General features: G+C 36.6%; 16 protein-coding genes. 3 read left to right on the top strand and 13 right to left on the bottom strand.

All coding sequences use genetic code 11. The features are described from left to right. Positions 1-290: 290 nt before the first annotated feature. The 3 genes from O970_RS03160 to lpxL all read left to right on the top strand — a co-directional run bounded on the left by O970_RS03160 (position 291) and on the right by lpxL (position 3,934). Entirely contained in the window at positions 291-1,025 is a 735-nt protein-coding gene (locus O970_RS03160) for a L,D-transpeptidase (RefSeq protein ID WP_024495727.1), read from the top strand. Further along, entirely contained in the window at positions 1,022-2,233 is a 1,212-nt protein-coding gene (locus O970_RS03155) for an SH3 domain-containing protein (protein WP_024495726.1), read from the top strand. The genes O970_RS03160 and O970_RS03155 overlap by 4 nt, the downstream gene beginning before the upstream one ends. Before the next feature lie 783 nt (positions 2,234-3,016). Beyond that, positions 3,017-3,934 carry an LpxL/LpxP family Kdo(2)-lipid IV(A) lauroyl/palmitoleoyl acyltransferase gene (gene lpxL / locus O970_RS03150; RefSeq protein WP_024495725.1) on the top strand — a complete coding sequence of 306 codons (918 nt, stop codon included), beginning with the start codon at positions 3,017-3,019 and terminating at the stop codon, positions 3,932-3,934. Between the two features lie 17 nt (positions 3,935-3,951). Here lpxL and O970_RS03145 read toward each other — a convergent pair whose 3' ends face one another. From O970_RS03145 to pnp, 13 genes are all read right to left on the bottom strand, one after another. Then, a complete protein-coding gene (locus tag O970_RS03145) occupies positions 3,952-4,725 on the bottom strand; it encodes a TatD family hydrolase (RefSeq protein ID WP_024495724.1) in 774 nt (257 codons plus the stop codon). A 2-nt stretch (positions 4,726-4,727) separates the two neighbouring features. Further along, complete coding sequence (recC, locus tag O970_RS03140; protein ID WP_024495723.1) at positions 4,728-8,120, bottom strand: exodeoxyribonuclease V subunit gamma; 3,393 nt, start codon at positions 8,118-8,120, stop codon at positions 4,728-4,730. 218 nt (positions 8,121-8,338) lie between these two features. After that, the gene (gene fabF, locus O970_RS03135) at positions 8,339-9,583 is read right to left on the bottom strand and encodes a beta-ketoacyl-ACP synthase II (RefSeq protein WP_024495722.1); all 1,245 of its coding nucleotides are present in this window, start codon (positions 9,581-9,583) and stop codon (positions 8,339-8,341) included. 134 nt (positions 9,584-9,717) lie between these two features. Next, positions 9,718-9,951, bottom strand: coding sequence for an acyl carrier protein (gene acpP, locus O970_RS03130; protein WP_024495721.1), 234 nt, complete (start codon positions 9,949-9,951; stop codon positions 9,718-9,720). 152 nt (positions 9,952-10,103) lie between these two features. Then, positions 10,104-10,838 (bottom strand): 3-oxoacyl-ACP reductase FabG, encoded by a 735-nt coding sequence (fabG, locus tag O970_RS03125; protein ID WP_024495720.1) that lies wholly within the window; start codon positions 10,836-10,838, stop codon positions 10,104-10,106. Between the two features lie 23 nt (positions 10,839-10,861). Continuing rightward, on the bottom strand, positions 10,862-11,797 hold the full coding sequence (fabD, locus tag O970_RS03120) for an ACP S-malonyltransferase (protein ID WP_024495719.1): 936 nt from the start codon (positions 11,795-11,797) through the stop codon (positions 10,862-10,864). A 54-nt stretch (positions 11,798-11,851) separates the two neighbouring features. Further along, the gene (locus O970_RS03115; RefSeq protein ID WP_024495718.1) at positions 11,852-12,805 is read right to left on the bottom strand and encodes a beta-ketoacyl-ACP synthase III; all 954 of its coding nucleotides are present in this window, start codon (positions 12,803-12,805) and stop codon (positions 11,852-11,854) included. After that, complete coding sequence (plsX, locus tag O970_RS03110; RefSeq protein WP_024495717.1) at positions 12,805-13,839, bottom strand: phosphate acyltransferase PlsX; 1,035 nt, start codon at positions 13,837-13,839, stop codon at positions 12,805-12,807. The genes O970_RS03115 and plsX overlap by 1 nt, the downstream gene beginning before the upstream one ends. 12 nt (positions 13,840-13,851) lie before the next feature. Beyond that, complete coding sequence (gene rpmF, locus O970_RS03105; RefSeq protein ID WP_024495716.1) at positions 13,852-14,019, bottom strand: 50S ribosomal protein L32; 168 nt, start codon at positions 14,017-14,019, stop codon at positions 13,852-13,854. 20 nt (positions 14,020-14,039) lie between these two features. Next, positions 14,040-14,558, bottom strand: coding sequence for a 23S rRNA accumulation protein YceD (yceD, locus tag O970_RS03100; RefSeq protein WP_036562512.1), 519 nt, complete (start codon positions 14,556-14,558; stop codon positions 14,040-14,042). Between the two features lie 415 nt (positions 14,559-14,973). Then, positions 14,974-16,782 carry a DEAD/DEAH family ATP-dependent RNA helicase gene (locus O970_RS03095; protein ID WP_024495714.1) on the bottom strand — a complete coding sequence of 603 codons (1,809 nt, stop codon included), beginning with the start codon at positions 16,780-16,782 and terminating at the stop codon, positions 14,974-14,976. 489 nt (positions 16,783-17,271) lie between these two features. Beyond that, positions 17,272-18,153, bottom strand: a complete 882-nt coding sequence (gene nlpI, locus O970_RS03090) for a lipoprotein NlpI (RefSeq protein ID WP_024495713.1) — start codon at positions 18,151-18,153, stop codon at positions 17,272-17,274. A 174-nt stretch (positions 18,154-18,327) separates the two neighbouring features. Further along, positions 18,328-20,375 (bottom strand): polyribonucleotide nucleotidyltransferase (gene pnp, locus O970_RS03085; RefSeq protein ID WP_024495712.1); only part of this gene is annotated, 2,048 nt, incomplete at its 5' end.

Here is a 20,375-nt window from a genome sequence, read left to right as displayed (position 1 = left end):
TGACAGATACTTTTCAATATATAGGTAATAACCGCTATAAACGTATTGAGACTAAATGTACGTATCAAAAAGGGGAAGATTTGAACATGGATGGTCAATATGAAAAAGAAAGAGCATGCAAACCCAAAGAACTAATCAACTGTCGAAATTATATTGATACTTATGATTATGATGATTAGTAGCAATACATTAATATAATAAGAAAATTAGACGAAGCTCACGAACATATCAAAACCAACTGGCAACTTGAAAAAGAGAAACGCATAAAACCATCTTTATGGTGGAAAGAAGTGGCAGAAGCACAAACAGCAATCTCTAACCAAACCACTGTTAATGCTAACACCCCGATACTTTCTAATCTATCAATGGATGGCAAAGCATGGTTTATTCATCCTGTGGCAATGTTGAATTATTTTAAAATAATGAATCAAAGAACTACATTCGATAGAAAATATATACCTAAAGACAATGAAGTTTATATAAATGTTATTGCCCCAAAAGAAAGGAATTTACAAGGACCATTAATTGTTTTTGATAAACATAATATTTTATTTAAAACACATTCATTATGTCGTGGAACTAATCGAGATAGATTAAAAGCCAATGGTAAAGGTGATACTCCGACGGGTTTAGCAACAACTTATTATGCCCCAAAACGACACAATAACAAGTATAGTTACGGAAACTATGGATTAATCTATTTAAATGGAAAAGCAGGAGAATTTCTAATTGCAACTAAAAATGGTCGTAGTGGAATAGCGATCCATTGTGGGCATACTACTGGGTATTATAATAAGTCATTTGAAGATTTATCATGCCTGATGAATACACATGGATGTATCAGAATTTATAATCAGGCAATGAGAGAGTTAGGAAATTTATATGAAAAATTAACAAAACAAGGAAAAACAATTTATTGTTATATAGAAGATTATGATGGAAATATTAAAGATGTTTATATGCATTATGGTTTTGATAGTGACCCTAAAGATGTCAAAAGAAATAAAGAGAGTAAACGACAATGATCAAAAAAATATTAAAATTAATTTTTGTTTTCATTTTACTATCTAACGCTACTTTTCATAGTATAGCTAACAATAAATTACCCGATAACATGAATACCATGTTATTAACCAATAAAGAATTAAGTAAATTAGAAATAGAATTATTAAACAAGTTTCTTATCCATCAAGGATATAAGCTACCCAGTGCTAAGACTTTTCATTTGCGTTGTCTTGACTATTTTAATATTGATACCAATGAAATATCTGAAGACGAATACAAATTTGTGGGAAATGATAATAATTATATTAATAAAAAAGGGAGGTTTTTGTTTAATTTTACTGAATCTATCTTTTATCGTCCCGATCTTCTTGATGCTCCATACACAATAGCCGATGCTAGAAAAGACCTAGAAACGGATTATAGTGGTGAGACACGATATTTTATCGCTTACAATAAACTCTTATTTAATGATGTAGCTGATAATGAGTTTTTTCTTAAAAATCCCGCATTATTAGTTGAAGTAGTTTTAAATTTTAATTATGAAAACAATAACTTTTTATACGAAAATGCTATTCCATTGATAGAAACCAATGATAAAACAGTGTTACCTTATGTATTATTCTATAATAATTATCATAAAGGTTATAGAGCGAGATTATTAAATGATCTTTATGTATATCAAGGCATTTCGGCTATAAAAGAAATATTAACTTTACTGGATGATAATTGGCATAAAATGGATTCAGGTATTAATCTACTTCAAACCAAAGTCATTATTCCTCAAGCTTTGCGTGATAACGCTTTATTGCATTTATTAAAACTTGTTAGCCAACACCACGATCAACAGACTACTCAACAACATAGTCGATCGTTAGCTTATCAGTATTTACAACAATTTATCAGTAAAGATCCGCAATTGGCGTTACGCCTTCAAAAAAATAATTATTACCAAATGGGATTAACATTACAACCCGAACAAAAACAGTTGTTATCAACTGATAATAATGATTTATTAAATAATATTTTTATTACTCAATCCTCTGATAATTATATTAATCTTCGCCAATCGCCAACAACTAAATCACCCGTTATTCGACAGTTACCGAATCAATATAAAGTAATAAAATTACATACCGATGGAAATTGGTATTATATGAAGTCAATAGAAAATGAATCACTTAGTGGTTATATTCATATGAGCCAATTAGTTTATTTTGTGCAAAAATAAGAATGAATATGATGAAATTCATAGGAAGAAATAAGAATAATAAAACCAATATTGTTGCTCTTAATTTTAGCTTTTTCTTTTACTAGCAATAATGCTGTTATAGCTGATTTCAATAAAATGATCAAAATATAAAAGAAATCCCCCTTACCTTTTGATTTTAAATTATGGGATAAAGCAGAAAGGAGAATTAACAATGATTGATATTTGGGATAAACAATAAATCTTTACTGGAGAGTCTTTTTTGATGACTAAATATCTATTAATAATTTTTTGTTATTTTCATTCCATGTAATAGCAACAAGTAGTATGTATGCTCTTACTGTAAATTCTTATTTAGATAATGATGAAATGGAAGATAAATTACGTTAGCGTTAATCCCCAATATACATTAACCTACCCAACGCCTTCCCATATTGCTTTTGAGACTAAAACAAACACTATCTAACCAAAGAAGACAAAGCCAAGCTACTTAACCATTATCAAGCTACCTATCCCGAATTAACGATAAAAGATAGCCAAGTGACGAACCATAATCAAGTAAATAGAAAGATACTTTTTATAAAGAAACCATACAATCTTATTTTCTAAAGTCATTACTCATTAATGAGTAAAGTTGGATAGGCTACACTAATGAGTACCCGTTTAATAAAGTCATTGTTAGGATAAACGCAAACAAGGATACCCCAATAAAAACCAATTAGATAAAATAAATTGAACTTTATTAACTAAAACAACTCTAATTATTACTACACTTATCATATTTTTTATAAAGGCCTTGCTTTTATGCGCCCTCACTTTTCACGTGATTTTTTATTTCCTCGTTATTGGTTAACTTGGTTTGGTATTGCCTCTCTCTATTTATTAGTACAACTGCCTTATCCTATTCTATTTCGTTTAGGTAAACTGCTTGGTCGAGGGTCGCAATGCTTTCTTAAGCGTCGAGCAAAAATAGCGAAAAAAAATCTCGAACTCTGTTTTCCTGAACTGTCGACAGCGCAGATTAAACAACGTTTAATTAATAATTTTGAATCGGTTGGGATGGGATTGATTGAAACTGGGATGGCGTGGTTTTGGTCAGATAAGCGTATTTTGAAATGGAGTAATGTTGAGGGTATTGAATATTTGGATGAGGCCGTTAAATCAGACAGAGGCATACTGTTAGTTGGTGTTCATTTTTTAACCTTAGAAATAGGTGGACGTATTCTTGGTCAGTATCATCAAGGGAATGGTGTTTATCGGGCACATAATAATCGATTATTGGATTGGATCCAATTAAAAGGACGACTTAAGTCAAATAAAGGATTTATTGATCGTCATAATACGCGACAAATGATAAAAACATTAAAAAATAATGGGATTTTATGGTATGCACCTGATCATGATTATGGTCATAAAAATAGTGTGTTTGCTCGGTTTTTTGCTATGCCAAAAGCGGCAACGACCATTGGTACTCACTTATTAATTAAGACGACTAATCCTACAATTATTGCTTTTACCCCATTACGTAATCCCGATGGTAGCGGTTATACGATTTCTATCTCTAAAAGTATTTCTCATTTTCCTTGTCCTGACGCAACTGCTGCTGCCGAAGCCATGAATCGTATTGTTGAGCGTGAAATTATGAAAGCCCCCGATCTTTATATGTGGCTACATCGGCGCTTTAAAACTCGACCAGATAATATAATGTCAGTTTATAATTAATATATCGTTTGTTAATTTTATGATGAAAATAATAGGGGAAATAGCGTTTTGCTATTTAGCCTAATTTGATCACATATCGTCTCTTTAGGTTCATTTCTCAGTTGGCAAAGCGTCTCAAATATTTGTACGATGTTTTCTGGACGATTAATTTGTCCCTGATAACCAAATAGCGGCATATCGGGGGCGTCGGTTTCTAGGACTAATGAGGTTAATGGTAGCTTTGCTATCGCCTGACGTGTTTTATTTGCTCGTGGGTAGGTAATCGTCCCCCCGACACCAATAAAATAACCTAGACGAATAAACTGCATTGCTTGTTCAAAACTCCCCGAAAAGCCATGTATAACCCCAACTTGTGGTAGACGTGCTTCTTTTAAGGCAGTATAGAGTAAATCATGCGCGCGCCGCGAGTGTAATATAACCGGTAACTGATATTTTTTGGCTAATGCTAGCTGTGCATAGAAAAAAATAGCTTGTTCCTCAATAGTTGGCATACTAACCCATCGATCTAAGCCAATTTCGCCGATTGCGATGACCCTATGATGTTGTTGTTTTAATTGATCTTCAAGTTTGTCTATATCGTGCTGTTGGTGTTGATAAATAGGATGTAAACCTAAAGCCGCATAAATAGCAATATGTTGATTAGCTAAATCAATAACGCGATCGAAATGTGCAGCACTAATCGTTGGTACGATTAATGCTTTTACCTTTGCCTGCTGTGCATTCGCTAGTGTTTGTGGCATATCGAACATAAAAGGAGGGAAATCTAAGTGACAGTGGGTATCAATAAACATAACTAACTAATCCTTGCTTTAAACATTGGCAATAAAAAGCGAATAGCTAATGCCTCAATTTGTTCGATAATCTCATTATTGAGTGTTGGAATCAAGCGTAAATAATAGTCATCACATTCCCTTGGAATTAGAAACTTGTTATTTCCCTCCCAACTTGCTTGTAATTTCTGTCTTGCTTTAGCTTGGGTCTGATTATCCGTTAAGATAGTCTGATTCTCTTTATCTACACAGCTCTCCAACCAACTCCATGCCGATTTCAACGGTAAAATCAGGGGGTGATTCATGCCTTGAATATAACCATTGACCAAATTTTCTAGTTCGCTTTGCGCTTGAGTGACTGATAAAGGTTGAAAGCGCCAAACGGTATTATCGCGACCATACATACGTGACTGGTGTTCACCATTTTGTTTGACCAATGTTAAAATCAGATGCTCTATCCATAATGCCATGCCGTCATATACCGAGAGTTTTCCCGCATGCCAACGCAAAATACCATCAGATTGTATCTGATTGAGCCAACCCTGTAAGGATTGCTGTGCACAGTAAAGATTAACTTCTACGCGCGAGCTCTCCATTTTTTCAACTATGACTTTTTGTGCCAATTGCTGCATGTCTTGTAACTGTCTTTCTATCCACAGTTCACCAAAAGCACCATAAGGTAAGAGTCCTTGTGCTTTGATCTTAGTGACTAATTGATGAACTTCCGTATCATCTTTAATAAATTGTTCTAATAGCAACTGATTAATTTGATAACGAGCTAAATTATCTAAATCAAATCGTTCTACATCAGGCAATTCATCATCACGAATTGTAAAGTAGATATTTAAACGTTTTTGTAAAATAGTTTTAACTGGATGTCGATAAAACTGTTTCAGTTCTTCAATTAATATCGGTTTAGTTAGTATGGTAGCTAAGCCTGTATTAAAAAGCTTAGATTGCCCTTTCATTTGTGCGGCAGCTAACCATTCGTCAGCGTAGCTTTTAATATAATACTGCTGTTTATTCGCTCGATAATTGTCTGGTTTAAAAGGCATACGAGCATGATTAATGGTCAGATGAGACTTTAAATGAGCAGCGCTGGTATCAATATCCTGTTTTTGATCACCTCTAATCACAAAGCTCTGCGCTAAATAGTCACGAAGTTCATCAACTAATACCGAAGGAAAACGAGGACTATTATCACTCATAGCATGACCGATATAACTGATATAGAGTTGTTGTTGTGCCGATAAAATAGCCTCCAAAAAGAGATACCGATCATCGTCACGCCGACTACGATCCCCTTTCTGTGGTTTTTTATTAATTAGATCAAAAATAATAGGTAGTGTCGTTCTTGGATAAACACCATCATTCATCCCCAATAAGCATACCACCTTAAAGGGAATCGAACGCATTGGCAACATAGTACAAAAATTGATCTTACCAGATAAAAATCGTTGTTCAATACGTGTATTTTCTAACTGAGTTTGTAATGCTTCATAGAGAACCACAATAGTAATGGGGTGCTCATGGCCTGCTTCGATCCCTCGATCAATTAATGTATTCCATGCTTGCTCGATAACCATTAATAATGGTTCACTTTGTTGATCTCGTTGAAAGAAATCCTCCATCATGGCATAACATATTGAGCGCCATTCATTTAGTTTTAAATTCTGATTTAGTTTTTTTCGCCATTTGACTAAGTAAAATAATAAATCAGCCAATTTACCAACTAACTCCGCGGCGAGTCCATGGGAGGCCTCAAATGGCATGATATCGTTCCATGCTCCTTGTTCGCCATTCATGACATAACCTAACAACATTCGTGTCAATCCAAACTGCCAAGTATGCATACCTTGTACCGGTAAAGATAGTTCAGCAATCATTTCATCATCTAATCCCCAACGAATTCCAGCCTCAACACACCATTTACGTAGTTGTTTAATTTGGGTTTCATCAATAGCAAATTTCGCGGCTAATGCTGGCACTTCCAATAAATCAAATATTGCTTCTGCGGTAAATCGGCTTTGTGTCAGATTCAATAGGGAGAAAAAAGCCTGCATAATGGGATCAATATAACGAATTTTGCGATCAGAAACCGTAAAAGGTAAATAACGATGGCTAGGGGGATTGGTAAATACGGCATTGATATAAGGGGCATAACGATCAATATCCGCTACCATAACTACGATATCGCGAGGTAATAATTCTTGCTCACTGTCTAGCATAGCTAGCAAATAGTCATAGAGAACTTCAACTTCCCGCAACTCACTATGACAGGAATGAAAAGAGATAGAAAAATCGTGTTTGCTAATCACCTGTTTGGCTTTACTGCTTGAAAATGAACGTTCATCTTCACCGATAACGGTTTTATCTTCTAGGTCAAGAATTTGTTGCTGTAAAGCATGTAGTAATGAATCATTCGTTAAATCAACAAAAGCCTCAATATCTTGTTTATCTATATGATTTTGTAGTAGAAACAGATTATCACGACCTAATTTTCCCCATGACGCTAAAAGTGGATTAGATGGCTGTATTGGCCGAAAAAAATCAAACTGCTCAGTTTGGTTTTTTAATAAAACACGTTTATTTTTATTTTGATAATGAGACCATTTTGTTTGTAACAGCTGATTAAGCCAACGTTCATCGGGTATATCCCCCCAATACCATCGGCAAGGATTGGTAAACATTAAATGAATATCTATATGCTTTCCTAAAGCAGACAGTGATGCTAAATAAACCGGAGGTAATGAGGCAATACCAAAAATAAATAACCGCTGCGGTAATTTTAGTTGAAGTTTAGTGGGTAACGTTTTTTGTTGTGATAAGGTAGTAATAAAACGTTGATAAATATTCGCGCGGTGTGAAGTAGATTGACCTAAGGCAGCGGTATAATCGATTAATTGTCGCCATAATGCGGCTTGCCACTGCTCATGATTATCCGTTGGATCAATTAGTTGCCCTTTTTCCCATTGTTCAATCCATTGGGGACGGTACACTAAGTATTGGTCGTAAAGATCCGCAATACGTGTCGCCAATTGATAATATTTCCGCTGTTTTTCTTCACCTTCAAGATAATGGATTAATTGAGAAAATTCTGGTGAATGAATTAACTGCGGTAACAATTGCATTAATTTCCAACTTATCGTGTCTTTATCAAAATAGTTTTTCTCTGGTACATCATTTAATACTAAATGGTACATTTGCCAAATAAATTGACTTGGCGCGATAAAAGACATGTTTGCTGCAATATTTAATTCTTCGGCTAACTGCATCTGTAACCATTGTGCCATACCATTACTTTGCACCAAAAACATTTCAGGCGCAAAAACAGAATCTAAAGATTGCCGCTTGATCAGTTCAGCCGCTAATATTTTTAAAAGTTCTAATTGATTAGAGTGATAGATGGTAAGCATAAATTTATTGTGTCATTAAATATAGGATGATTATAACGAAAAAATCATGGTAGAAGCAGATTTGGTTAAATAATTGTTAATATTATTTAATTAGATAAAGATATATTTTTAAGAAGATAAGGTAAAAGCTAGCTATTTTTTGCTATAAAAATGACAATAAAAAAGCGAATATTCACTTTTATAAGGTTATATTCGCTAAATTATAATTTGGAGTAGGACTAAATCTTCTTAAATAACACCGAACCGTTAGTACCACCAAAACCAAATGAGTTACATATCGCATATTCCATACCTTTTACCTGACGCGCAGTATGAGGTACGTAATCAAGATCACAGCCTTCATCTGGATTATCTAAATTAATTGTTGGTGGTATTGCTTGATCATAGAGTGACATAACGGTAAAGATTGACTCAACCGCGCCTGCCGCGCCAAGTAAATGACCAATCATTGATTTTGTTGAACTTACCATGACTTTATTGGCATCGTGTTTGAAAATCGATTTTACTGCTTGTGTTTCAGCTTTGTCACCAGCAGGCGTCGATGTCCCATGTGCATTCACATAACCGATTTCTGATGGTGAAATGCCAGCATCTTTAATCGCATTTTCCATTGCCAATGCTGCACCAGCCCCGTTTTCTGGCGGTGAAGTCATATGATAAGCGTCACTACTCATACCAAAACCAACTAATTCAGCATAAATTTTGGCTCCACGTTTCTTGGCATGTTCATACTCTTCAAGTACCATAATTCCAGCACCATCACCAAGAACAAACCCATCACGATCTTTATCCCAAGGACGGCTTGCTGCTTGTGGATGATCATTATTCGTAGAAAGAGCACGTGCTGCACCAAATCCGCCAATACCTAATGGCGTACTGGCTTTTTCACCACCTCCCGCTAACATCACATCAGCGTCACCATAGGCAATAATACGCGCTGCATGACCAATATTATGTACGCCAGATGAGCACGCGGTAGCAATAGTAATACTTGGACCTCGTAATCCATAAAGAATAGATAAGTGGCCTGAAATCATATTAACTATGGTTGAAGGAACAAAGAATGGACTAATTTTTCTTGGTCCACCTTGAATAAGGGCACTATGATTTTCTTCAATTAAACCTAGACCACCAATACCAGAACCTATAGCTGTACCGATTCTTGTTTCATTTTCTGGTGTAACTTCCAGACCCGAATCTTTCATTGCCTGAATACCAGCAGCAATACCGTATTGGATAAAATAATCCATTTTACGCGCATCTTTGCGGGAAATATTATAATCTTCACCGTTAAAATCTTTGACCATTCCGGCAAATTTTGTTGCAAAAGGGGTTGTATCAAAATGGGTAATGAGCTCAATACCACTCTGTCCCGCCAAAAGCGCTTTCCAAGTAGATTCAACTGTATTACCAACAGGAGATAACAAACCCATTCCAGTCACGACAACTCTGCGTTTAGACACGTTGTGCCTCCTGAAAAGGATTGATAAGAAGAATGACCTGATTGTATGTAATCATATACAGAGACAATAGGTTTCATTAATAAGAAATAAGTTAGGCGATCGAATGATCGCCTATAGCAAAAAAATCGCTAATATTATTGATTCGCAGTAATGTAATCAATTGCAGCTTGTACTGTTGTGATTTTTTCAGCTTCGTCATCAGGAATTTCAGTATCGAATTCTTCTTCTAAAGCCATAACTAATTCAACAGTATCAAGAGAATCGGCGCCTAAGTCTTCCACGAAAGAAGATTCATTTTTAACTTCCTCTTCCTTAACACCTAATTGTTCAACAATAATTTTTTTAACGCGCTCTTCAATAGTGCTCATACTCTTTTTTTTCCTATAAAAACTCGCCTAATGCGATGGTAGATGTAGTTTATAAAATGTTGAAAAAGATGCAACCTAATTTTTCAACATTATCGTTTATTTTTTGCTCACTCATACAAAGATGCCGATCTATATTACACTATTTTGTAAATTTAGACCATATACATCCCGCCGTTCACATGTAAAGTTTCACCAGTAATATAACTTGCATCATCTGAAGCTAAGAAAGCAACAGCATTGGCAATATCTTTAGGGTCGCCTAATCTGCCAGAAGGAATTTGAGCCATAGTTAATGCTTTCTGCTCATCGGTTAAAGCATTGGTCATGTCAGTTACGATAAAACCTGGTGCTACCACATTTACCGTGATACCTCTTGAGGCGACTTCACGCGCAAACGATTTGCTAAAACCAATTAATCCTGCTTTAGCAGCAGCATAATTTGCTTGTCCAGCATTGCCCATCGTGCCCACAACTGAACCAATAGTAATAATACGTCCATAACGCTTTTTCATCATTGAGCGCATCAATGCTTTTGATAAACGAAAGACCGAGGTTAAATTGGTATCGAGTATATCTTGCCACTCATCGTCTTTCATGCGCATTAATAGATTATCGCGGGTGATCCCTGCATTATTAACTAAAATATCAATATCACCATATTGCGCTTTAACTGCCTCTAAGACACTATCGATGGATTGGCTATCTGTGACATTTAACATAAAACCTTTACCATGTTGACCTAAATAGTCACTAATCATTTGTGCGCCGTTTTCTGTGGTTGCAGTACCAATTACTGTCGCCCCGCACGCCACTAATTTTTCAGCAATAGCTCGCCCAATACCACGACTCGCGCCAGTGACTAATGCAATTTTACCGGATAAATTCATATGATTTTCCTTTTTATAATCAATTATTTAGTTTTATTAAATGCAGTAGATATCGACTCAGGATCATTAATAGCCATACAACTTAATGTATCTACAATACGTTTTGTTAATCCAGTTAATACTTTACCTGGCCCTACTTCAATTAATAATTCAACCCCTTGTTTTGCCATTAATTCTACGGTTTCTGTCCAACGGACTGGACTATATAACTGTTCAATTAATGCGTTTTTAATTGCGGTAGAATCGGTTTCTGCTTGTACATTAACATTATTTATAACAGGATATTTTGGTGAATTAAACTGAATATTTTCTAGAGCTTCTGCTAATTTTTCTGCCGCTGGTTTCATTAATGCACAGTGAGAAGGAACACTAACTGGAAGCGGTAAAGCACGTTTAGCTCCGGCTTCTTTACATAAAACACCTGCGCGTTCAACCGCCTCTTTTTGACCAGCAATAACCACTTGACCTGGAGAGTTAAAGTTGACGGGGGCAACAATTTGTCCTTGCGCCGCTTGTTCACAGGCTTTAGCAATCGACTCATTATCTAGCCCAATAATAGCATACATAGCACCTGTACCTGCGGGTACAGCTTCTTGCATTAACTTACCACGTAGTTCAACTAATTTAATTGCTGCGGCAAAATCAATCACTCCCGCACAAACTAACGCCGAATACTCACCTAAACTATGCCCAGCCATTACCGCAGGTTGTGCGCCATTTTCTGATTGCCAAACACGATAAACAGCAACAGACGCAGCTAATAGCGCTGGTTGTGTCTGCCAAGTTTTATTTAATTCCTCTGCTGGACCATTTTGTATTAAAGCCCATAGATCATAACCTAATACAGCAGATGCCTCAGCGAACGTTTCGGTTACAATTGAATACTTTTCAGCAAGATCAGCCAACATACCAACTGACTGTGAACCTTGCCCTGGAAAAACCATTGCAAATTGAGTCATTATCAACTCCTAATCATTATTTAATAATTCTTACTATATGCTTAAGTACTTGTTTTAGAAACGAACTAAAGCAGATCCCCAAACAAAACCGCCACCAAATGCTTCAAGTAAAATTAACTGATTACGCTGAATTCGCCCATCACGAACGCCCATATCTAAAGCACAAGGTACCGATGCCGCAGAAGTATTGCCTTGTTTATCTAAAGTCACAATGACTTTATCCATTCCCATACCCAGTTTTTTAGCGGTAGCGGAGATAATCCGTAAATTGGCTTGATGGGGTACTAGCCAATCAAGTTCAGACTTATCGATACCATTGGCCGATAACGTCTCTTCAACTAAATGCGCCAGTTCTCTGACTGCTACTTTAAATACATCATTACCTTGCATAACGAGATAATCAGGTTTATCTAAACTTCTACGATCAACGTAAGGTAATCGGAGTAATTGTCCATACTGACCATCGCCATGTAAATGGGTAGAAATAATTCCTGGCTCTTGTGATTGTCCTAACACAACCGCGCCCGCGCCATCGCCAAAAATAACAATCGTACCACGATCATTAGGATCAAGCGTCCGAGTTAAGATATCAGCACCAACAACTAAAGCATAATTAACCGCGCCGTTTTTTATATACTGATCCGCAATGCTTAATGCATAAACAAAGCCAGAACAGGCAGCTGAAATATCAAATGCGATTGCATCTTTAATCCCCAAATTTGCTTGTAATTCTGCTGCTGCACTAGGAAAAGCGTATTGATTAGACGCTGTTGCAACAATAATTAGTCCAATTTGTTGTTTATCAATATTTGCCATTTCAAGCGCTGGCTGAGCGGCTAAATGAGCCATCGAAGCCACAGTCTCATCTGGGCCGGCAACACGACGTTCTTTAATACCAGTACGAGTTGTAATCCACTCATCACTTGTATCGACCATCTTTTCAAGATCAGCATTTGTTCTAATTTGAGCAGGAAGATAACTTCCCGTTCCAAGTATTTTTGTGTACATTAATTATTTTCACTCTTTGGTAATGCGGAGGATAAACTCAGCGCAATCCTTTCAGGAATATGTTTTTCCACAGCCTGAATGGCTTGTTCTATTGCAACTGCAAAGGATTTAGCACCAGCGGAACCGTGACTTTTAATGACGATACTACGTAATCCAAGTAAACAAGCACCATTATATTGTTCTGGATCTAAATAACCAAATGTCTTTGACATACTTCGTCGCAACCATAATCCCAACAATCGACTCCACCATGGTTTGCGTTTAGAGGTGAGCTTAAAAGGTGCTAAAAAAATATTCAATAGCCCTTCTACCGTTTTAAGCGTGACGTTACCAACAAAACCATCACAAACTAATACATCGGTCTTACCCGTCAATAATTCATTGCCTTCAAGATAACCGATAAAATTAATTCGTTCGTGCGTTTTCAATACAGCTGACGCTGCACGGATACGATCTAAACCTTTTGCTTCTTCTTCACCAATATTAAGCAAGGCAACGCGGGGATGCGTAATGTCTAGCGTTGTCTCCGCTAAAATAGCTCCCATCACCGCAAACTGGATTAACATATCGCTATCACATTCAGAATTAGCACCTAAATCTAAAATCACGGTTTTTTGTTGATTTAAAGCGGGCAAAACAGCAACTAAGGCTGGACGATAAATGCCTGGCAGAGGTCTTAATAATAATTTTGATAGCCCCATTAGCACACCAGTATTACCAGCACTAACACAGGCTTTAGCTTTCCCACATTTCACTAATTCCAATGCTATATACATGGAACTTCCTTTACTGTGGCGAATGGCGGTAGAAGGTTTAGCATCATTATCTATCACGCTTTTAGATTCTACCAGCGTGATACGTCCTTGCTGTTCTGGATCTTTTTTAGGCAAATAAGAAAGCATCTCATCGGTATTACCAACAAGAAAAATATGAAGATTAGGATGCTGGGATAAAGCTAGTAAAGCAGCAGGAACAGCTACGCGAGGACCAAAATCCCCGCTCATAGCATCTAACGCAATGGTTAGATTGTTCAAGTTATCACCTAATTATTTTACAATAACCTTACGGCCACGATAATAACCATCAGCGGTTACATGGTGACGCAAATGGGTTTTTCCTGATTCATCAACTGAAATATTAGCAACTGTTAATGCATCATGTGCACGACGCATACCACGTTTAGCACGAGTTTTACGATTCTGTTGAACGGCCATTGACCTTACTCCTCACTCAATTACTTTTTCTTTAAACTGGCAAGTATGGCGAAAGGATTTGGTTTTGTTTCCTCTTCTGGAATTTCACCAAACACCATATCTACCTCTGACACTTCACAGTGTGTGATTTCATGTACCGGTACAATAGGTAAAGAAAGAATAATTTCATCCTCTGCTATTGCAAGTAAGTCTACCTCACCAAACTCATTAAGCTCAATGGGCTCATACTCTTCCGGTAAATATGCTGCCTGCTCATCATTCTTCACAGGACTAAATTTTCTTTTTATGTGAACAGAATATTTAAATGGTTGACCGCATCGTTGACAATATAAACTTAAATCAACACTGGCGATCAGCTCAATTACACTCAAACGCTGACTATCTATGGTGAAAGAAAGCGTCGCTTCAATATCGCTGTCCACACTTGCAACTGACTCGGCTAAACGTTGCGCAAGCTGCTTAGGGTAAATACCTACATAATCTAAGCGTTTTTGCGCCGCTTTAGTTGGGTCAATTGTTAACGGCAATCTGTTCTGCATAAGTCGCGCATAATACCTGTAAATCAATGTTTAGTCAATTAGCAAAATTATGTTTAACCTAATTTTACTTACAAATTTAGTGCGTTATTTTAACAATTTTAGTCTAGAAAAAATAGTGATTTATGAAAAATCATGATCAGTTATCAAAAATAAAAATTGATATGAGGAAATCGGTTTATTCATTTATTTTGGATTAACTATCGAAAATAACTATCATTAAAGATAGTTATATGTTTTTTCTATTTTACGCTTAACGCTATTAACCATAACGATAGTCCATTTTATTATTAAATAATGTCGTTGAACTTAAAAAGATAAAAATAGGTTATTAGTAATTATTGATAAGCATTAATAAATAAAAAAACCACCAACACTTTAATGTGATAGTGGTTTTCATTAGTAGTATCACTAAACGTTATTTATTACCCGAACGATGATTAAATCGTGCTGCACGCTTTTTATGTTGGGAGCGTTCACCCGCAAAATTATCCGATGATTTGCTGCGTCTAGCTCGTGGTGCTCTTTCGCTCACCTCTTGATTTGCCTCGTTACTATCTAACATGCTCATATTCATTGGCATATTGAGTACTCGAACCCGCGAAAAATGATTAAGTAGATCTTTAGGCATACCTTTTGGCAATTCTACTGTCGAGTGATTTTCATACAGTTTAATATTGCCAATGTAACGACTGCTGATATCCCCTTCATTCGCAATCGCACCAACAATATGACGAACCTCAATGCCATCATTGCGGCCAACTTCAATGCGATATACATCCATTTCACCCACATCGCGACGTTCACGACGTTTCGGGATATCGCGATTAAAACGATCATCACGCTGATTACGTCGTTCATTACGCTCACCTCGACGATGATTATCATGTGATGATGGTTTAAATACCGGATCCGCAGGGAGAATTAATCGGCGTTCACCTTGTGCCATTTTAAGTAAAGCGGTCGCTAAGGTTTCTAAATCGGTTTCATCATCTTGTTTTAACTTAGCCAAGATATCACGATATTGATCCAAATCTTTACTTTCTAATTGTTGTTTTACCTTCACCGAAAAACGCTCTAAACGTCGTTGTTCAAGTAAAGATTTTGACGGTAGTGCCACTTCTGGAATTGGCTTCTTAATAATTTGCTCAATATTGCGTAATAAACGACGTTCACGGTTATCAACAAATAATAATGCTCGACCTGCTCGACCCGCTCGACCAGTACGCCCAATTCGGTGAACATAGGATTCTGAATCTAATGGAATGTCGTAGTTTACAACTAAGCTAATACGTTCAACGTCTAAACCGCGAGCAGCCACATCCGTAGCAATCAAAATATCTAAACGTCCATCACGTAATCGATCTAACGTTTGTTCACGTAGCGCTTGCGTCATATCACCATTTAGTGCGGCACTGCTATAGCCATGCTTTTCTAATACTTCAGCAACATCAAGTGTTGCTGTTTTAGTACGAACGAAAATAATCGCAGCATCAAAATCTTCGGCTTCAAGGAAACGAATTAATGCCTCATTTTTACGTAGACCGTTTACAGTCCAATAGCTTTGATCAATGTCTGGTGCTGTCTGATTGGTGGCTTTAATCTGTACTTCTTTTGGATTATTCATAAAGCGCTTAGTGATACGACGTATTGGTGCTGGCATCGTTGCTGAAAACAAAGCAGTCTGATGATCATCAGGTATGGCATTCATAATATTTTCAACATCATCAATGAATCCCATTCTTAGCATTTCGTCTGCTTCATCAAGAACTAATCCTTTTAAAGAATCAAGTTTTAATGTGCCTCGATTTAAATGGTCTAGTAAACGACCTGGTGTACCAACAACAATCTGTGGCCCCTGTTTTAGCGCGCGTAACTGCACGTCGTAACGTTGTCCACCATATAATGCTAATACTTTAACGCCTTTCATGTATTTTGTGAATTCACTACATGCTTCAGCAACCTGAATAGCTAACTCTCGAGTTGGCGCTAACACTAACAATTGCGGTGCTTTTAAACTCACATCAATATTAGTTAAAAATGGCAATGAAAATGCCGCGGTTTTACCACTTCCTGTTTGCGCCATTCCTAAGACATCTTCCCCTTTTAGTAAAAGTGGAATGCATTGTGCCTGAATGGGTGATGGTTTAGTAAAACCAAGATCATTTAATGCTTGAAGAATTTCCTCGGGTAATCCGAGGTCTACAAAAGAAACTTCGTTTGTCATGTAAACTCGCTTATTAAGTGTTTATCAAATAAAAAAACAGATAAATGCCAGCTTACCAAACTGAAAATTTACAACTTACCCAACAAATAACCAGTATATATCTTAAAACTCTATTTCTGGATCGATTTACTTAGCTTAATTAAAGCCTTATTGAAACCTGCAATTATCGTCTTCATGACCCTCATCACATTAAATTTCAGACTTCGGTTAGCTTATCTAATATAAAGTAATCCACAACATAAGATTAAAAATTAAATCGCTAATATTTTAACTGATAGTTAACCATATATTGTTTAACTATTCATTCACTCTAACGAATACTATTCTAATCTAAAAAAGTTTACATATAATTCGTGCCATAATAATTATGAGCACATTTCATCTTGTTCCATCTTCATGGAAACTAACACTAGTTATAAAAAGAACTTGCTATAAGATCGATTTTCACTTTATTAAAACTGGCATGACCCCAAACTAATCTTATTAAGATTAATTAGTTGAACTAATAGGCTGTTTTTGCAGCTTTTTTAATTCAAGTAGTGCTTGTTGATATTCAATATAGTTATATATATGACTTGCTAACGTATATTTAAACATCATTTCTGCACGTTTTACATTTTTTTTATTTAAGTAATATTTGCCTAAATAAAAATACATTTCACATAACCGTTCAGCAAGCTCGCGATTAGTTTTAATGCCAACATTGGCACGTTGTATTAAATCGCGTTCGCTAATCTTATTTAAATAAAATGCTAGAATATTATCTCCCCATCCGTTATGTTGCGACATGGCATCATAACGCTGTTGTAATCGTTGCTGAGCTTGCTCCTGATTAATCTCATACTCTATTAAATAGAGCCAAAGTAGCCGATAAAATTTATCTGGGGCTCTATGATAAAAAGCTAAAGCGTCATCCTTCGCAGCAGCATAATGCTCAGTATTATAAAGCAAAATAGCACGATTTAAGCGACCAACATCATAGTCAGGATCAAGTTCGACTACGGTATTAAATGCAGCCAACGCTTGATCAGTATTTCCTTGTGCGGCAAGAATAACCCCTAAATAATTATGCACGTCAATCGCTTTAGGCATCATTGCTAAAATTTGGTATAAATCATTTTGTGCAAAGATATTAAGCCCTAATGAATTATATAAGGCAGCTCTTCGATAATGCAATTTAGCTAGTTTATTCTCATCTAAATCTGTTTGAAGTAATTGTTGACTAAGATGGACTATCTCTAGTTGAATTTCATCATTATTTGCTGGTGAAATAGCAAGAATCATTTTATGTTCATGATGAATAACTTGGCAACAAGTTAAAAAAAACACCAATATAATCAATAAGCATCGTTTAAACCAAATAAAATCCATTACAGACTCCCATGAGGCCAAATTAGCCATTATAAAATGATATATAGATGATATTTATAACTAATAGAATCACACCAATATTTAATTCAATAGGCGATAGAAAAAGAAACATACCATCTTTTTTATAGCATGTTTCTTTATTTAAGTTATTCTATTTCACTATGAATGCCACTATTACTCACTAGCTTCAAGAGTTAGTGTGGCTGAATCAACCGCAGCTTGAGAAGCGGCTTCTTTCATACTTAAACGTATACGACCTTGACGATCAATTTCTAGTACTTTTACTTGTACCTCTTGACCAACCTGTAAATAATCAGTCACTTTTTCAACTCGGTGATCAGCGATTTGTGAGACATGTACCAATCCTTCTTTACCCCCACCAATCGCGACAAAGGCACCAAAATCAACGATACGTACCACCTTACCCGTATAGATTTTACCTACCTCTACGTCAGCGGTAATATCATTAATACGGTCGATGGCCATTTGTGCTTTTTTACCATCGGCTGCCGCAATTTTCACTGTACCATCATCTTCAATTTCAATGGTAGTCCCAGTTTCTTCAGTTAGTGCTCGAATGGTTGCCCCACCTTTACCAATAACATCACGAATTTTATCTGGATTAATATTAATCGTATAGATACGAGGAGCAAATTCAGAAATTTCTTTACGAGGTGTATTAATCGCCTGTTCCATTACATTTAAAATGTGTAAACGTGCACTTTTGGCCTGATTGAGCGCAATTTGCATGATCTCTTTAGTAATACCCTCGATTTTAATATCCATCTGTAGAGCACTAACACCGGTACTGGTTCCAGCGACTTTAAAATCCATATCGCCTAAATGATCTTCATCGCCTAGGATATCCGATAATACGACAAAATCGTCACCTTCTTTTACTAATCCCATGGCAATACCCGCAACAGAGGCTTTAATTGGCACGCCAGCGTCCATTAACGCTAAGGACGCACCACATACTGAAGCCATCGAAGAAGAACCATTTGATTCAGTAATTTCTGACACAACACGGACGGTATATGGAAATTCATTTACCGATGGCATTACTGCCGCCACGCCACGTTTGGCTAACCGACCATGTCCAATTTCACGACGTTTAGGAGAACCAACCATACCGGTTTCACCAACAGAATAAGGCGGGAAATTGTAGTGTAATAAGAAACGATCAGTATGTTCACCAGTAATATCATCAATAATCTGTGCATCACGTTCTGTACCTAAGGTAGCAGTAACTAATGCCTGAGTTTCACCTCGTGTGAATAATGATGAACCATGCGTTCTAGGTAACACACCTGTACGAATATCTAAGGCACGAATCATATCCTTTTCTCGTCCGTCAATGCGCGGCTCACCGCGAATAACTCGTTGACGTACAATTTGGCTTTCTAAATCGACAATAATTTTAAGTACTTCGTTTTCATCGATTTCTTCATTATTTGCTTTTAAAGTAGTCAGTACATCTTCTTTGATTTGATCGATTTGGGCGTAACGTGTTTGCTTTTCAGTAATACGATAAGCATCACCTAAACGTGATGCTGCTAGTTCTACTATGGTGTGGTAAAGAATTTCATTTTTTGCTGGTGGCTGCCAATCCCACTCAACGTTGCCAGCTTTAGCAACAAATTCATTAATGTTATCAATAACAACCTGTTGTTGTTCATGACCAAAAACAACCGCACTTAACATTTGTTCTTCAGTTAACAAGTCTGCCTCTGATTCAACCATTAATACCGCACTATTCGTACCTGCAACGACTAAATCTAAGCGACTTTTCGGCAATTCACTAGTGGTAGGATTAAGGATAAATTGGTTATCAATAAAACCAACACGCGCAGCGCCAATTGGGCCATGGAAAGGCACGCCTGAAAGTGATAATGCGGCTGATGCACCGATCATTGCCACGATATCTGGGCTGATTTCAGGGTTAACGGAAACCACTGTTGCAATAATTTGAATTTCGTTAACAAATCCTTCTGGAAAAAGTGGGCGCAATGGACGATCAATTAAACGTGCAATTAACGTTTCTCCTTCGCTTGGGCGACCTTCACGTTTAAAGAACCCACCTGGGATACGCCCAGCGGCGTAAGTACGCTCTTGATAGTTTACTGTTAATGGAAAAAAGTCTTGGCCTTCTTTTACTTTTTTCTGAGCAACCACGGTAACAAATACAGCAGTATCATCCATACTAGCCATAACAGCGGCGG

Source organism: Candidatus Schmidhempelia bombi str. Bimp (assembly GCF_000471645.3).
In the GTDB taxonomy this organism is placed as follows: Bacteria; Pseudomonadota; Gammaproteobacteria; order Enterobacterales; family Orbaceae; genus Utexia; species Utexia bombi.
The sequence above is the reverse complement of the archived record's forward strand: the minus strand, read 5'-3'. Positions and strand labels throughout refer to the sequence as shown.

Coding starts and splice junctions, on each gene's coding strand:
- O970_RS03155 (WP_024495726.1), top strand. CDS start 1,022: ATGATCAAAAAAATATTAAAATTAATTTTTGTTTTCATTTTACTATCT.
- lpxL (WP_024495725.1), top strand. CDS start 3,017: ATGCGCCCTCACTTTTCACGTGATTTTTTATTTCCTCGTTATTGGTTA.
- O970_RS03145 (WP_024495724.1), bottom strand. CDS start 4,725: ATGTTTATTGATACCCACTGTCACTTAGATTTCCCTCCTTTTATGTTC.
- recC (WP_024495723.1), bottom strand. CDS start 8,120: ATGCTTACCATCTATCACTCTAATCAATTAGAACTTTTAAAAATATTA.
- acpP (WP_024495721.1), bottom strand. CDS start 9,951: ATGAGCACTATTGAAGAGCGCGTTAAAAAAATTATTGTTGAACAATTA.
- fabG (WP_024495720.1), bottom strand. CDS start 10,838: ATGAATTTATCCGGTAAAATTGCATTAGTCACTGGCGCGAGTCGTGGT.
- fabD (WP_024495719.1), bottom strand. CDS start 11,797: ATGACTCAATTTGCAATGGTTTTTCCAGGGCAAGGTTCACAGTCAGTT.
- O970_RS03115 (WP_024495718.1), bottom strand. CDS start 12,805: ATGTACACAAAAATACTTGGAACGGGAAGTTATCTTCCTGCTCAAATT.
- rpmF (WP_024495716.1), bottom strand. CDS start 14,019: ATGGCCGTTCAACAGAATCGTAAAACTCGTGCTAAACGTGGTATGCGT.
- yceD (WP_036562512.1), bottom strand. CDS start 14,558: ATGCAGAACAGATTGCCGTTAACAATTGACCCAACTAAAGCGGCGCAA.
- O970_RS03095 (WP_024495714.1), bottom strand. CDS start 16,782: ATGACAAACGAAGTTTCTTTTGTAGACCTCGGATTACCCGAGGAAATT.
- nlpI (WP_024495713.1), bottom strand. CDS start 18,153: ATGGATTTTATTTGGTTTAAACGATGCTTATTGATTATATTGGTGTTT.